This window comes from Mesorhizobium sp. M1227, from assembly GCF_040318315.1.
Taxonomy (GTDB): Bacteria; Pseudomonadota; Alphaproteobacteria; order Rhizobiales; family Rhizobiaceae; genus Mesorhizobium.
In genome coordinates this window covers 218,802-233,249 of sequence record NZ_JAMYLZ010000003.1, presented here as the reverse complement: position 1 = coordinate 233,249, position 14,448 = coordinate 218,802, and the positions used below count along the sequence as shown (strand labels likewise).

The window sequence follows — 14,448 nt, the reverse complement described above, 5'->3', positions numbered from 1 at the left end:
GCCGCCGGCGCCCAGGCGCGTGCCAGAATCGGCGGACAAGGCACATTTCAAAGCCTCGCATGGCATTTACGTAAAAGTCAATTGAGGTGACGTTCAGCGCACACCGAACCACCATGTGGCGAGCCCGAGAAAGGCAAAGAAACCGACGACATCGGTGACCGTGGTGACGAAAACCGCCGAAGCCACAGCCGGATCGATCTTGAAGCGGTCGAGCAGCAGCGGGATAAGGATGCCCGCCAGAGCCGCCACGAACATATTGATGATCATCGCAGCCGCAATGATGCCGCCGAGATTGCGATCGTGGAACCAGGCAGCAGCCACGAGGCCGATCAGGATGGCAAAGATGATGCCGTTGATGAAGCCCACCCCGATTTCGCGGCGGATGATGCGGCCGGCATTGTAGATGTCGAGGTCCCTGGTCGCCAGCGCCCGCACCGTGACCGTCATGGTCTGCGAGCCGGCATTGCCGCCCATGCCGGCGACGATCGGCATCAGCACCGCCAGCGCCACGATATGCTCGATGGTGCGGTCGAACAGGCCGATCACCGAGGCCGCCAGGAAAGCCGTCAAAAGATTGACCAGCAGCCAGGGCACGCGCGAGCGCGAGGTCGAAAAGATGCTGTCCGAGAGTTCTTCGTCGCCGACGCCGCCCATGCGCAGCAGATCTTCCTCGGCCTCCTGCTGGATGACGTCGACGACGTCGTCGATGGTCAGCACGCCGACCAGCCGCTCGTTCTCGTCGACGACGGCGGCGGACAGAAGATCGTATTGTTCGAATTCGCGTGCCGCCTCCTCCTGGTCCATGGTGGCCGGGATGGCATGCCTGGTCTCATGCATGACCTCTTCGACCTTGACCGAGCGCTTGGTACGCAGGATTTGGTCGAGGTCGATGGCGCCGAGCAGCTTGAAGCTCGGATCGATGACGAAGATCTGGCTGAAACGGTCGGGAAGATTGTTGTCCTCGCGCATGTAGTCGATGGTCTGGCCGATCGTCCAGAAGGGCGGCACCGCGACGAACTCGGTCTGCATGCGGCGGCCGGCGGTCTCTTCGGGATAGTCAAGCGAACGCCGCAGCCTGATCCGCTCGGTGAACGGCAGCTGCGACAGGATCTCGTCCTGGTCCTCCTGGTCGAGGTCTTCGAGAATGTAGACCGCGTCATCGGAATCGAGATCCTGCACCGCCTGGGCGATCTGCGCATTGGGCAGACTGTCGACGATGTCGCGGCGGATCGCCTCGTCAACCTCGGTCAGCGCGGAAAAATCGAAATCCTTGCCCAGCAATTCGACCAGCGCGCGTCGCTGTTCCGGGTGCAGGGCCTCGAGCAGGTGGCCGAGTTCCGACTGGTGCAGATCGTCGACTTCGCGCTTCAGCGTCAGCGTATCGCGATCGGCGATCGCGGCACCGATCTGGGCGAGGAACGATGACAGGATGACGCCGTCCTCGTCATAGATGTCGGCGCGGCGCTCCTCAGCCGCCCTGGCGCCGGTCATCTGTTCGTCCTGGCCTTCCACCAGCGCCTCCCGCCATCGGATTTCCGGATAAGGTGCCTGTCAGGTCTAGACCATGATCCTGACAATCGGAATCGATTTTGCGAAAGGACCATGCACAACGACAAATTGCTACAGCGCCGTTCGCGCGTCCAAACGACGCGGCGCATACCGGATGGTAGGAGGAGAGGACGTTCTACAAACCTGCGGCGCTGCAGACCTTCGCGGCGGCAGGTAAAGGGCAGCGTATCTCCCCGCCCCGGTCAACCAGATGGGCAGATCGACACTGATTCAAAAACGGCGAGGCCGACGGTGCGACGGCCTCGCTGGATATTGGACTTAACGGCTTCCCGATCAGGCGGCGTGGCGCTTGGCCTCAGCCGCATAGCGGTCCAGGAGACCGCTCCAGCCATCCTCCGATTCGAAGGCCTCGCGCATCGCCTCTGCGGTTTCGCCCATGTTCTCCAGAAGCCTGTGCTCGAGTTCCACGCGCGTCGCGTTCTCGCCGAGCGCGACAAAGCGGATCTCGACTTCGGTCAGCAATGCCGGATCGTAGCGCCAGCCGGCTCCAATGCGCCAGGCGAGCGTCAGCCTCGACGGCGGATCCCAGGCGAGAACCTCGCCCCAATCGCATTGTGACCCATCCTCGTCGATCTCGTACCAGCGGCCGCCGGCTTTCGGTTCGATCACCGCGGTCGTCAGGGCGGATTTGCCGATCGAGTGCGAAGCCGGCCACCAGCGCCCGAATCCTGTGGTGAACACATCGAATGCCTTGTCGAGCGGCACCTCCACCGTCACCGACTTCCTGACCGGCGCGGGCTTGATCATGGTCGTCATTTCCTCTTCTCCTTGCTGTTGTCGACTTCCCGTTTGAAGGCGTCGAGCGCATCGCCCCACATGCGGTCGAGCCAGGCACGCATCTCGCCGAGCCCATGCGGGTCGAGATGATAGATGTTGCTGGCACCTTTCGGCTCTGCGCGGACCAGCCGGGCTTCCTTCAAGACCTTGAGGTGCTGCGATACCGCCGGCTGCGAGACCGGAAGCACTCGCGTCAGATCTATGACCGAGCGTGGCCGATCGGCGATGAGCTCGAACACCTTGCGGCGCGTCGGATCGGCCAAGGCCACCATTCCTGCATAATCATAAATCATGACTTATGATAAGCTAAAACTTATGATAAGTCAACCGAGGGCGTGGCGGGCCCGTGTTCAAGCAACCGGCCGGCTCGGCCCCGAGGCTCCGGGGCAATTCCTTCACGCGGGGGCATGGACAGCGATGCGGATGCAAGACTGCTCAGGGAATCGATCCACCGCATGCGGGCCGGCCGGCAAATGTCGACCACCGGCGAAAAGTAAACCTGGCAGCAAGGTTTTTACCTTACCGGTGTATGTGTCTCTCCGGCGAAACGTTAAGAACAGGTAAATTGGTTTGGCCCTAACCACGGAAGCCTCTCGCTACAGGCCCTCCGCCATATGGCAATTGAGCCTCTCCTTGTTCATGGCGACATACGTTTTAGGCGCATCTGCATTATATCCAGAAATATTCTATACGTCCGCCTTAATCTATTCTCACAAGTTTCTTGTTGGCATTCCGGTGTTGTTTATCGGCGGCGTCTGCTGTGCCGCGCTAATCCATGGCCGGCGGCAACCGGTTCGCTACGCACTGGATTTGGTTCAAGGGCGCTGGCGCGGTTGTCTGCTGGTGCTGCTGTTCTTCTTTGCCAGCTTGACCGCGTTCTCTACCTACAAGATCGCCATCCCGTCCGTCGTCCCATACTATGCCGACAACTGGTTGGCCGACGCTGATGAATGGCTGCACGGGATGCCGCCATGGGAGATCGTCCATAAGCTCGACAGCAACAACTGGTCGTTCGTCGTCTTCAACAGCTATGAAGTCATTTGGTTTTACCAGTGGTTCGGCGCCATCCTTTTCGTGTCGCTCTGGTCGGACGAGATTGCCCGCATCCGCTATCTCTGCGCAGCAGCGCTGACGTTGTCCGTCCTCGGAACGGTCTTGGCCGTGGCGCTGGCATCGGTCGGACCGGTTTACTACCACCACTTTGTCGGCGTGGATCGCTTCCACGGATTGAATGTGGCCTTGGACAGGCTGGACCATAGTTACATGGTGCGGGAACCCGCGGCATATCTCCTGATGGCTTACCAAAGCGGCCGGCCAAGTCTTGGCGGCGGCATCTCGGCCATGCCAAGCATGCATGTCGCCTTTGCCGCATTGAACGCCTATTTGCTGTCATCGATCAATCGCTGGCTTGGCGTTCTGGGTTGGACCTTTGCAGCCCTGATCCTGTACGGATCGGTGTTCACCGGCTGGCACTATGCCATGGACGGCTACGCATCGATCGTTGTTGTATCGGTGATCTGGTGGGCGACCGGACGCCTGGTGCGCGAATAGTTATGTGCGCTTGTCGATAGATGGCCATGCCTGCCGATGGCCACTTCGCATAAGCCAAACTCGCGACCGCAATCAGGCAAAAAGCACGTGCCCCGACATGGACGCTCCCTGCCGTGCTCGAATTTCAACGGGCAAGAGATTCCGCTTTCGAATTTAATGGTGCGGTCGAGATGCAGCGCCGCAACGCCTCCCGCGTCGATTTTAAGCCATTTTTCTACGATTCTGTGGCGACCTGTATTGAGGATGGTTCGGCAGCGGCAAAGCATGTAGTTCCAGCCAGCCACCATCGGCAGGCAGCTGGCAGCCTTGCCATCACATCCTCCTCTGATGAACACCTAGTACGGTCAACCCTTAGCTGCCGCGCCGCGCCGCTCGAGCGCGGTCTTGCGGATGGTTTCTGCGATCTCCGGGCTGCTGCTGCACAGCATCTGGAAATCCGCCGAGTGTAGCGACAGGAGTGAGACCACCGTTGTGGCGCTGACGGTCGCCGAGCGCGGTTCGCCGGTGATCAGCGCCATCTCGCCGAAGAAGGCGCCAGGGCCCAGATCCACCGGGTTCGGCGTCGCGACGCTGACGCGCCCCTCCACGACGAAGAACATCTGGTCACCGGTCTCGCCATTGCGGCAGATCACAGCGCCCGCCGGCACGATGCGAGGTCGTAATGCGCGCACGATCTCGACTAGTGTGGCCGGGCCGAGCTTCTGAAACAACGGCACGGCGGCGACCAATTGCCAATTGCGGACGAAATCCTCGCGACGGACTTCTTGATAAAAGCCGGTGGCAAGAATGCCAGCCCAGAGCGCGAAGATGCCGATGCCACTCATCATGACCGCCCCGGCAAGGACGCGGCCGGCGAAGCTTTCCGGAATAGCGTCGCCATAGCCGGTGGTGGACAGCGTGACCACCGCCCACCACATTGCCTGGGGGATGCTGCCGAACTGTTGCGGTTGGACGTCGCGCTCGATGACATAGGCTGCGAGCGCAAAACCGAAAAGAACGATGCCGAAGACCGTGGCGACGCCGATCAGGTTGCGCGCTTCGTTGGTCAGGATTCTGCCCAGCAGCGGGAAGAAAGTTGAATCGCGCAGCGGTTTCAGCAGCCAGACAGCACAGTAGAGGCTCCGGTCGGGCGTGCCGACGAGCAGAAATGCGGCGAGTGGAACCAAAACCGCGAGCACATCAATGGCGATTGCCGGCGTCCTGTCCCGAACGTCTCCCGCCCGGCGCTTGAGCAGTTTCTCGGCCAATTCCAGGAGATAGACGCCCCAAATGACCGCGAGCACGGCAGCCAAAGCCAGTCTGCTTCGTCCGGACAGGTCCGGTGTCGTGAGCGTAGCCACCGCCACAAGCCCAGTCGCAGCCAGCACCGCGTTGAGCGGCGCGTAAATTCTTAGGAAAGGCAGTACCGACATTCTATGCCCACGAGCGGATACTACCCGCCAGAATAGGATGCCTTCAAGGCAAGCGCAAAGGGGCTTATTTTCGCTGCGATCGTCGCTGGACCATAGGCCATGAACCATCCGATCAGCGTCGAGATCGAGCTGCCCCTCGAACCACACCCAGCGCCGGCTCGTTCTGGGTTGGACCTTTGCAGCCCTGATCCTGTACGGATCGGTGTTCACTGGCTGGCACTATGCCGTGGACGGCTACGCATCGATCATTGTTGTGTCGGTGATCTGGTGGGCGACCGGACGCCTGGTGCGCGAATAGTTTGCACGCCAACCGCATAGATGGCTCCGCGCACCGATTGCTTCTTCACTGGGCCACATTCGTGATCGCAACCAGGCAAAAAGCCTCGCGCCCCGACAAGGACGCTCCCCGCCGTGCTCGAATTCAACGGGTTAGAGGTTCCGCTTTCGAATTTAATGGTGCGGTCGAGAAGACTCGAACTTCCACGGGTTGCCCCACAGCGACCTCAACGCTGCGCGTCTACCAATTCCGCCACGACCGCACGTGGTAGGAGCCGGAACCAACCGGCCCGCGGCGTGTAGCAAATCGTTTCCGGTGAAACAAGTGCGCGGCCAGCAATAATCGGCCGGACATCGGCATAACTCTTCAAGGGCCGAACGTGCCGGAACTGGACGTTTGTACCGATTGCCGCCATATGAGTGGCGAGACGAGATATCATGACAGAGCGCAGCCAGATCGCCACGTCGTTCCTGCCCTTGCCCGGGTCGGCGCCGGTCGAATGGCGCATCGAGCCCGGGCTCACCGCCTATCCCGATGCGCTCGCCGTAATGGAGGCGCGCGCCGAGGCAATCCGCAGCGGCGGCGCCGGCGAGATGGTCTGGCTGGTCGAGCACCCGCCGCTCTACACCGCCGGCACCAGCGCCCGCATCGAGGACCTGATCGAGCCGGACCGTTTCCCGGTCTTTGCCGCCGGGCGTGGCGGCGAATACACCTATCATGGGCCGGGCCAGCGCGTCGCCTACGTCATGCTCGACCTGAAGCGGCGGCGCGAGGATGTCCGCGCCTTCGTCGCCGCACTCGAACAATGGATCATCGGCTCGCTGGCCGCCTTCAACGTACGCGGCGAACGCCGCGAGGACCGCGTCGGCGTCTGGGTGGTTCGGCCGGACCGCCCCGCTTTGCCCGACGGCTCGGCGGCCGAGGACAAGATCGCCGCCATCGGCATCAGGCTGAGGCGCTGGGTGAGCTTTCACGGCATCGCCATCAATGTCGAGCCGGACCTTAGCCATTTCAGCGGCATCGTGCCGTGCGGCGTCCAGGATCACGGCGTCACCAGCCTTGTCGACCTCGGCCTTCCCGTAACCATGGCCGACCTCGACCTGGCGCTGAAATCCGCTTTCGAGGACGTGTTCGGGCCCGCCGCGGTGTCGCCTGTCGAAGTATCCCGCAAGGCCGGCTGAAACATTCGCCCAATGCCTGCGCCAATATGCGAAGGCGGCCCTCGCTCATCAGCATCGAGCCCGCCCTTGAGCTCAATCCTCACATCGCGCCGATCCAGATTGCCATGGAAATGAGGAACGTGCTCATGCACACCAGCGAGACGACATCCTGAACAAGATCGGTCATAACTCTCTCCTGTTGTTAGTATGTTCGTATTTTGTTCTAATTTTGTTCGAATGTCAACGATCGCAGTCCGGGCGTCACCGGAATTTGCGCCCGGTCAATTCGACAGGGTTAAGAAAGGGTTGAGAGGGAAATGCCGAGCGTTTCGCGGCCGACAGGCGCGCGAAAGCGGCGGGACGGCGCACGGCAGCTCGCAGGCCGTCATCGCCTCAATTGCAGCGCACTCTAAAGCGGCACGACCTTGCCGTCGGCCAGCGTCACGCGGCGGTCCATGCGCGAGGCGAGCTCGTGATTGTGGGTGGCGATGAGCGCCGCCAGGCCCGATTGCCGGACCAGTGCTGCCAGCGCCTCGAACACATAGGAAGCGGTCACCGGGTCGAGATTGCCGGTCGGCTCGTCGGCCAAAAGCACCAGCGGCGCATTGGCGACGGCACGCGCAATAGCGACCCGCTGCTGCTCGCCGCCGGAGAGCTCGGAGGGGCGATGCTGTGCCCGCTTGCCGATCTGCATATAGTCGAGCAATTGCGCCGCCCGCTCGGCCGCCTCCTTGCGCGGCAGCCCTTTTATCAGCTGCGGCATCATGATGTTTTCCAGCGCAGAAAACTCAGGCAACAAATGATGGAACTGGTAGACGAAGCCGACATCGTTGCGGCGGATCGCCGTGCGCTCGTCGTCGGAAAGCCGGCCGCAGGCGCGCCCCGCCAGGATCACGTCGCCGGCGTCCGGTCGCTCCAGCAGCCCGGCGGTGTGGAGCAGCGTCGACTTGCCGGTGCCCGACGGCGCCACAAGCGCCACCATCTCGCCACGTTTCAGCGAAAAATCGGCGCCGTTCAGGATGGTCAGCTTGCGCGGCCCCTGTACATAATGGCGTTCGACGCTCTTCAGCTCGATAATGGCCTCGGCCATCATTCGTACCTCAGCGCTTCGACCGGATCGAGCCTGGCCGCGCGCCATGCCGGAAACAGTGTCGCCAGGAACGACAGCGCCAAAGCCATGAGAACGACCGAGATCGTCTCGCTGGCATCCATGCGGGCCGGCAGCTGGCTTAGGAAATAAAGCTCGGGATTGAACAGCCGCTCGTTGGCCAGCCAGGAGAAGAACTGGCGGATGCGCTCGACGTTGAGGCAGATCACGATGCCGAGCAGCACGCCGGCGATGGTGCCGACAACGCCGATCGCAGCCCCGGTCATCAGGAAGATGCGCAGGATCGCACCGCGCGTGGCGCCCATGGTGCGCAGGATGGCGATGTCGTGGCCCTTGTCCTTCACCAGCATGATCAGGCCGGAAATGATGTTGAGCGCCGCCACCAGCACGATCAGCGTCAGGATCATGAACATGACGTTGCGCTCGACCTGCAGCGCGTCGAAGAACGTCTTGTTACGCTCCCGCCAATCGACGAGGGTGATCGGCCGCTGCGCCGCCTCTTCGACCTTCGGCTTCAGCGCGTCGATATTGTCGGGATTGTCGGCGTAAATCTCGATCGTCTGCGCCCGGCCGTCCATGTTGAAGTAAAGCTGCGCTTCCGAAAACGGCATGTAGACGATGGAGCTGTCATATTCCGACATGCCGACCTCGAAGATCGCGGTTATCGGATAGCCTTTCATGCGCGGCGTCGTGCCGAGCGGCGTGACGTCGCCCTCGGGCGAGATCAGCGTGATCGTATCGCCGAGCACAAGGCCGAGATTCTCGGCCATGCGGCTGCCGATGGCGACGCCCTCGCCGGTGTCGAAGCCGACGATCGAGCCCGCCTTGATGTTGTTGGCGACGATCGTGATCTTGCCGAGATCCTCGCCGCGTATACCGCGCACCAGCGCGCCGGTGCCGCCGCCGACATTGCCTTGCGCCAGCACCTGCCCGTCGATCAGCGGGATGGCGTATTTGACGCCGGGCACGCCGTTGATGCGGCCAGCGACCTGGGCATAGTCCTCCAGCGGCATGTCGAGCGGCTGCACGATCAGGTGCCCGTTGACGCCTAGGATGCGCGTCAGCAGTTCGGCGCGAAAGCCGTTCATGACTGCCATGACGACGATCAGCGTGGCGACGCCCAGCATGATGCCGAGGAAGGAGATCGAGGCGATCACCGAGATCACCGTCTCCTTGCGACGCGAGCGCAGATAGCGCCACGCCACCATACGCTCGAAGCCGGAAAAGGGTCCTGCCCCCGAAGGTCTGGCTGCTGCCGCTTCGTTCATGCGGCGGCACCGAAGCGCTGCTTCACGTCACCGATCGGCAGCGTCTCGCGCTCGCCGGTCCTGCGGTTCTTGATCTCGACCTCGCCGGCGGCGACACCACGCGGCCCGACGATCACCTGCCACGGGAGCCCGATCAGGTCGGCGGTGGCGAACTTGCCGCCCGGCCGCTGGTCGGTGTCGTCGTAGAGCACTTCCTTGCCGGCGGCGGCAAAGGCGGCATGCAGCTCGCCGCAGACGCGGTCGCATTCGGCATCGCCAGCCTTCATGTTGATCAGGCCGACATCGAACGGTGCCACCGCCTCCGGCCAGATGATGCCGTTATCGTCATGGCTGGCCTCGATGATCGCCGCGACCAGCCTGGACGGGCCGATGCCGTAGGAACCGCCAGAAACGAAATGATCCTTGCCGTCCGGCCCGGTCACCTTGGCGCCCATCGGCTTGGAATATTTGTCGCCGAAATGGAAGATATGCCCAACCTCGATGCCGCGCGCCGAGACCCGGTCGCTCGCGGGCACCTTCTCCCACGCCGCCTCGTCATGCATCTCGTCGGTGGCGGCATAGGGCGTCGTCCACGTCTTGACGATGCCGCCGATCTCGGCGTCGTTCGAAAAATCCGTGTCTGCGCCGGGCACTGCCAGCGAAAGATAATCGCGATGGCAGAACACCTGGCTCTCGCCGGTGTCGGCCAGGATGATGAACTCATGGCTGAGGTCGCCGCCGATCGGCCCGGTGTCGGCGCGCATCGGGATGGCCTGCAGCCCCATGCGCGTAAACGTCCTGAGATAGGAAACGAACATGCGGTTATAGGCGGCCTTGGCGCCTTCATAATCGAGGTCGAAGGAATAGGCGTCCTTCATCAGGAACTCGCGCGAACGCATGACGCCGAAGCGTGGGCGCACCTCGTCGCGAAACTTCCACTGGATGTGATAGAGGTTGAGCGGCAGGTCCTTGTAGGACTTGACATAGGAGCGGAAGATCTCGGTGACCATCTCCTCGTTGGTCGGCCCGTAGAGCATATCGCGGTCTTGCCGGTCCTTGATGCGCAGCATCTCCTTGCCGTAGTCTTCATAGCGGCCGCTTTCGCGCCACAGCTCGGCCGATTGGATGGTCGGCATCAGGATTTCGAGTGCGCCGGCGCGATTCTGCTCCTCGCGAATGATCCGGCAGACCTTGTCCAGCACCCGCTTGCCGAGCGGCAGCCAGGAAAAGCTGCCCTGCCCCTGCTGGCGGATCATGCCGGCGCGCAGCATCAGCCGATGCGAGACGATCTCGGCCTCGCGCGGATTTTCTTTGAGGATGGGCAGGAAATAGCGCGACAAACGCATGAACTGGTCCGTGAGAGAGGATGGCGGCGCCGGAATCGGCGCAGCGCAGGCTTGCTTGCCCCGGCTTCATAGCCATTTCATGGCGGAATGGAAACCCGGCCCAGGCGCTGCACAGGCGCCGCAATTGCCGCACGCGGCTTGCTGGGCGTTTCGCAAGCAACGCCTGCCGTACTATTGTGCACTGCAGCACGAGATTGCCTGTTTCTGGGCAAAATTCTTCGTGACATTTTCACCCGCCTTAGGCTAGTGTGCCCCCATAACCGAGAGGGTAGAGAAAAATCTGCCCTCCTACGCGGTCAAAGTCTTGGGAGGATGCGATCTAGGCGCGGTAACTCGCTGCCGCCGGACACCGGAAACAGATCGGACGCGTTTAAATTGCAAGGCCTCGCGCCTTGCATTTTTTTTGTGCAATCATCTGGTTAGCACGACAGATTATCAAACCACATGACGTTGCGTCAGCCCAAACCCGCCCCGGCCTTTACTTTGGGTTGACCTTGCTGGCTCAGCTTGATTTCAGAGCCTCGGCTAGGCTGGGATAGTCGGACACGATAGGTAGCCGGCTAATGCGCTGGGCTCTGGTTGAAATCCGGCACGATGTGCGGGATGTCGTCGATACCGAGGCCAAGCCCTCTCGTGATGCCGTAGAAGATACCCATGAGGACCAGCGTGGCGATCGTCGTGCGCAGCGCGGCGCGCAGCATGTGCGGTCCACGCGGTGCGCTCGGAACCGTGCCAAGCGTCACGTCCCGATCCTCGTCCTGCGTCCGCATGCTGAACGGCAGGACGGCGAACAACACCACCCACCACGTGGCGAAGAACAGGGCGATAAACGAAACCCAACTCATGCTTGCTCCAGTTCGACCAGCGTGCCGAAGAAATCCTTGGGGTGCAGAAACAATACCGGCTTGCCATGTGCGCCGATCTTCGGATTGCCGTCGCCGAGCACGCGCGCGCCGCTGGCCTTGAGACGGTCGCGCGCCGCAACAATGTCGTCCACCTCATAGCAGACATGGTGCATGCCGCCGCACGGATTCTTCGCGAGGAATGCGGCGATCGGCGAGGCTTCGCCGAGCGGCTGGAGCAACTCGATCCTGGTGTTGCCGACATCGACGAACACCACCGTAACGCCATGCTCCGGCAGCGCCTGCGGCGCGGTCACGCGCGCGCCAAGCGTATCGCGATAGACCGCCGCGGCCGCGGCCAGATCCGGCACCGCAAGCGCGACATGGTTGAGGCGTCCGAGCATAGAGTACTCCCGGGTTAGGGGAGTAGGGGAGTAAGGCAGTAGGGGAGTAGGGAAAAACTGGATCTAGAAGTGCATCTGTTTGCGCTCCTACTTCCTACTTCCCTACTCCCTTACTGCCCTACTCCCCTACTCCCTTGTTCGTCACCTCGTGACGAACACCGTCACCAGCGGCTTCTGCCCCCCGGCTTGGTGGCCCGCGCCGCCCCCCGGGCGGCGCACCGCCTCCTGGACCAGGTCGAGGTCTTTTCGGCGCTGGCGGGGGATGGAGTCCACGGCGCCGATTGCCGCATCGATCATCAGGTCTTCCAGGCTCTCACCGCTGCCGTCGGCCTCGGCGACGCCGATGGCGACGAGGTCGGGATCGCCGGCAAGCTCGTATTTGTCGTCGAGGACGACATTGACGGCGACATGGCCGGCAAAGGACAGCTTGCGGCGGTCGCGAATGCCCATCGCCTGGTCGGTGCCGATCAGCCTTCCGTCCTTGTAGATGCGGCCGAACGGCACCTGGTCGATGATGGCGGCGGCACCCGGATACAGCCTGAGCATGTCGCCGTCGCGCACCTGCGCGACCTGGCCGATGCCGGACGTCGACATCAGCGAGCCCTGCGCCACCAGATGCGCCGCTTCGCCATGCACGGGAACGCCGATCTGCGGCCGCACCCATTCATACATCTTGCGCAATTCGCTGCGGCGTGGATGGCCGGAGACATGCACCAGCGCATCGCCGTCCTCGATGATCTTGATGCCGAGATCGATCAGGCGGTTCTTGATTTCGAGGATCGCCTTCTCGTTGCCGGGAATGGTGCGCGAGGAAAACACCACCGTGTCGCCGGCCGTCAGCGCCACCGACTTCATCTCGTCGCGCGACAGCTTGGCAAGTGCGGCAAGCGGCTCGCCCTGGCTGCCGGTGCAGATGATGACGAGGTTTTCGCGCGGGATGAAGCCGTAATCCTCCTCGGCGATGAATTCCGGCAAGCCGTCCATATAGCCGAGTTCATCAGCCACATCGATGACGCGCTTCATCGAGCGGCCAATCACCAGGCACTGGCGGCCGGCATCCCGCGCCGCCTTGGCGATGGAGACGATACGCCCGACATTGGAGGAGAAGCTGGTGACGGCGACCCGGCCCTTGGCGTTCTGGATGACGCTCTTGAGGCCCTCACCCACCGCCACTTCGGACGGCGATTCCCCTTCCCGCATCGCATTGGTGGAATCGCAGACCAGCGCCAGCACGCCCTTGTCGCCATAGGCTCGGAAGCGCGCCTCGTCGGTCATCGGCCCGACCGTCGGCGCCGGATCGATCTTCCAGTCGCCGGTATGGATGACGACGCCGGCCGGCGTCGTGATCGCCAGCGACATCGGTTCGGGAATGGAGTGCGCAACAGGGATGGCCTCGATCTCGAACGGGCCGACGGTGAATTTCTCGCCGGCCCGGTAGATCGTCACCGGGATCTTCGGCGCCCCTTGCTCGCCCTGCCGCTTGGCTTCCAGCAGGCCGGCGCTGAACGGCGTCATCCACACCGGCGCCTTGAGCTTCGGCCAGATGTCGTGGAGCGCGCCGTAATGGTCCTCATGCGCATGGGTAATGACGATGCCGCGCAGATTGGCGACATTCTCCTCGATGAAGCGTGTGTCGGGCAGAACCAGGTCGACGCCGGGCAGGGTTGCATCGGGAAAGGTGACGCCGACGTCGACGACGATCCATTCGCGCGCATTGGCCGGCCCATAGCCGTAGAGGGCGAAGTTCATGCCGATCTCGCCGACACCGCCAAGCGGCACGAAGACAAGTTCGGCGTTTTCCGCTGTCGCCATGGTCTTTCCTTCCTTGCCGGTCAAAATTGCGGGCCGGTCAAAATTGTGGGCCGGTCAAAATTGTCGGCCGGTCAAATTCAAGCTGGTCAAATACCTGGCCAGTCAAACGTATTGGCCGGTCAAACGCCGGCCGAGGCAACCGCGCCGAAATGCACGTCGCCGGCGGCGATCGTCAGAACCGAACCTTCATCGTCGCGGATCACGAAACGGCAGTCCTCGTCAATGGTCTCGAAGGTGCCGCGCACCACATTACCGTCAATTCTGACAGCAACCTGCCCGCCAAGCCCCGCCGCACGCGCCAGCCAGCGGCGCCTGACGGCGGCAAGCCCACGCCCTTCGTTCCACAGCCGCGCATTCTCGCTCCAGGCATCCGACAGCGCCAGAAACAGCGTCTCGGGATCGCAAGCAGACCCCAGCGCGCTGAGCGACGTCGCTGGATAAGGCAAATCCTCAGGGTATGCCACCACGTTGACGCCGATACCGACAGCCACCGCCGAACGGTCGCCATCCAGCATCGCCGATTCCAGCAGGATGCCGGCGAGCTTGGCGCCCGAGGCAAGCACATCGTTCGGCCATTTCAGTTCGAAACGGTTCTTGCCTTGGCTCGCACCATCGAGGCCGATCGCGATCCTGCCCTTCGGCACGACGGCGTCGAGCGCGTCGGCCAGCGCCAGTCCGGCAACGAAGCCGAGCGTCGCGGCAAGCCGAAGCTCGGTGTTGGTGATCACCAGCAGCGTCGCTGCCAGATTGCCCTCGGGCGTCGCCCAGGCGCGGCCACGGCGGCCACGCCCGGCTTCCTGCTTTTTTGAGACGACCCAGAGTTTGCCCGGATCGCCGGCCCGCGAGTGCTCCAGCGCCAGCGCATTGGTGGAGCCGACCGTGTCGTGCGCCTCGAGCCGGAACCCGTCCGAAGCCGCGGTTGGAGCCAGCCTGAACGTCATTC

The 14,448-nt window shown here is 62.6% G+C and carries 13 protein-coding genes and 1 tRNA gene; 2 read left to right on the top strand and 12 right to left on the bottom strand.

Features of this window, described 5'->3' with window-relative positions; translation table 11 throughout:
- Positions 1–93: 93 nt before the first annotated feature.
- The 3 genes from mgtE to NKH28_RS06650 all read right to left on the bottom strand — a co-directional run bounded on the left by mgtE (position 94) and on the right by NKH28_RS06650 (position 2,639).
- Positions 94–1,491: a magnesium transporter gene (mgtE, locus tag NKH28_RS06660; protein WP_502894205.1), complete on the bottom strand. Its 1,398-nt coding sequence runs from the start codon at positions 1,489–1,491 to the stop codon at positions 94–96.
- Positions 1,492–1,842: 351 nt separating this feature from the next.
- Positions 1,843–2,325 carry an SRPBCC family protein gene (locus tag NKH28_RS06655; protein WP_352978273.1) on the bottom strand — a complete coding sequence of 161 codons (483 nt, stop codon included), beginning with the start codon at positions 2,323–2,325 and terminating at the stop codon, positions 1,843–1,845.
- Entirely contained in the window at positions 2,322–2,639 is a 318-nt protein-coding gene (locus NKH28_RS06650; protein ID WP_023676569.1) for an ArsR/SmtB family transcription factor, read from the bottom strand. Before NKH28_RS06650 ends, NKH28_RS06655 begins: the two co-directional genes overlap by 4 nt.
- Positions 2,640–2,985: 346 nt before the next feature.
- On the opposite strand from NKH28_RS06650, the gene NKH28_RS06645 reads away from it, so the two are divergent.
- A complete protein-coding gene (locus NKH28_RS06645) occupies positions 2,986–3,897 on the top strand; it encodes a phosphatase PAP2 family protein (protein WP_352618929.1) in 912 nt (303 codons plus the stop codon).
- A gap of 344 nt (positions 3,898–4,241) precedes the next feature.
- On the opposite strand, the gene NKH28_RS06640 is transcribed toward NKH28_RS06645, so the two are convergent.
- Together NKH28_RS06640 and NKH28_RS06630 are read right to left on the bottom strand one after the other, a co-directional pair.
- Entirely contained in the window at positions 4,242–5,309 is a 1,068-nt protein-coding gene (locus NKH28_RS06640) for a cyclic nucleotide-gated potassium channel (RefSeq protein WP_352470245.1), read from the bottom strand.
- 454 nt (positions 5,310–5,763) lie between these two features.
- A tRNA-Leu gene (locus NKH28_RS06630) sits at positions 5,764–5,848 on the bottom strand.
- Positions 5,849–6,023: 175 nt separating this feature from the next.
- On the opposite strand from NKH28_RS06630, the gene lipB reads away from it, so the two are divergent.
- Positions 6,024–6,767 (top strand): lipoyl(octanoyl) transferase LipB, encoded by a 744-nt coding sequence (gene lipB, locus NKH28_RS06625; protein ID WP_352539628.1) that lies wholly within the window; start codon positions 6,024–6,026, stop codon positions 6,765–6,767.
- A 388-nt stretch (positions 6,768–7,155) separates the two neighbouring features.
- On the opposite strand, the gene NKH28_RS06620 is transcribed toward lipB, so the two are convergent.
- The 7 genes from NKH28_RS06620 to NKH28_RS06590 form a co-directional block, all read right to left on the bottom strand.
- Positions 7,156–7,839 carry an ABC transporter ATP-binding protein gene (locus tag NKH28_RS06620; RefSeq protein WP_254818120.1) on the bottom strand — a complete coding sequence of 228 codons (684 nt, stop codon included), beginning with the start codon at positions 7,837–7,839 and terminating at the stop codon, positions 7,156–7,158.
- Entirely contained in the window at positions 7,836–9,122 is a 1,287-nt protein-coding gene (locus NKH28_RS06615; protein ID WP_352978271.1) for a lipoprotein-releasing ABC transporter permease subunit, read from the bottom strand. The genes NKH28_RS06620 and NKH28_RS06615 overlap by 4 nt, the downstream gene beginning before the upstream one ends.
- Entirely contained in the window at positions 9,119–10,447 is a 1,329-nt protein-coding gene (gene proS, locus NKH28_RS06610; protein WP_352929087.1) for a proline--tRNA ligase, read from the bottom strand. Before proS ends, NKH28_RS06615 begins: the two co-directional genes overlap by 4 nt.
- A gap of 560 nt (positions 10,448–11,007) precedes the next feature.
- A complete protein-coding gene (locus tag NKH28_RS06605) occupies positions 11,008–11,292 on the bottom strand; it encodes a DUF1467 family protein (protein WP_352470241.1) in 285 nt (94 codons plus the stop codon).
- Positions 11,289–11,693: a methylmalonyl-CoA epimerase gene (gene mce / locus NKH28_RS06600; RefSeq protein WP_352978269.1), complete on the bottom strand. Its 405-nt coding sequence runs from the start codon at positions 11,691–11,693 to the stop codon at positions 11,289–11,291. Before mce ends, NKH28_RS06605 begins: the two co-directional genes overlap by 4 nt.
- A 141-nt stretch (positions 11,694–11,834) precedes the next feature.
- The gene (locus tag NKH28_RS06595; protein WP_352978266.1) at positions 11,835–13,505 is read right to left on the bottom strand and encodes a ribonuclease J; all 1,671 of its coding nucleotides are present in this window, start codon (positions 13,503–13,505) and stop codon (positions 11,835–11,837) included.
- A gap of 119 nt (positions 13,506–13,624) precedes the next feature.
- A complete protein-coding gene (locus NKH28_RS06590) occupies positions 13,625–14,446 on the bottom strand; it encodes a biotin--[acetyl-CoA-carboxylase] ligase (protein ID WP_352978264.1) in 822 nt (273 codons plus the stop codon).
- Positions 14,447–14,448: the final 2 nt, after the last annotated feature.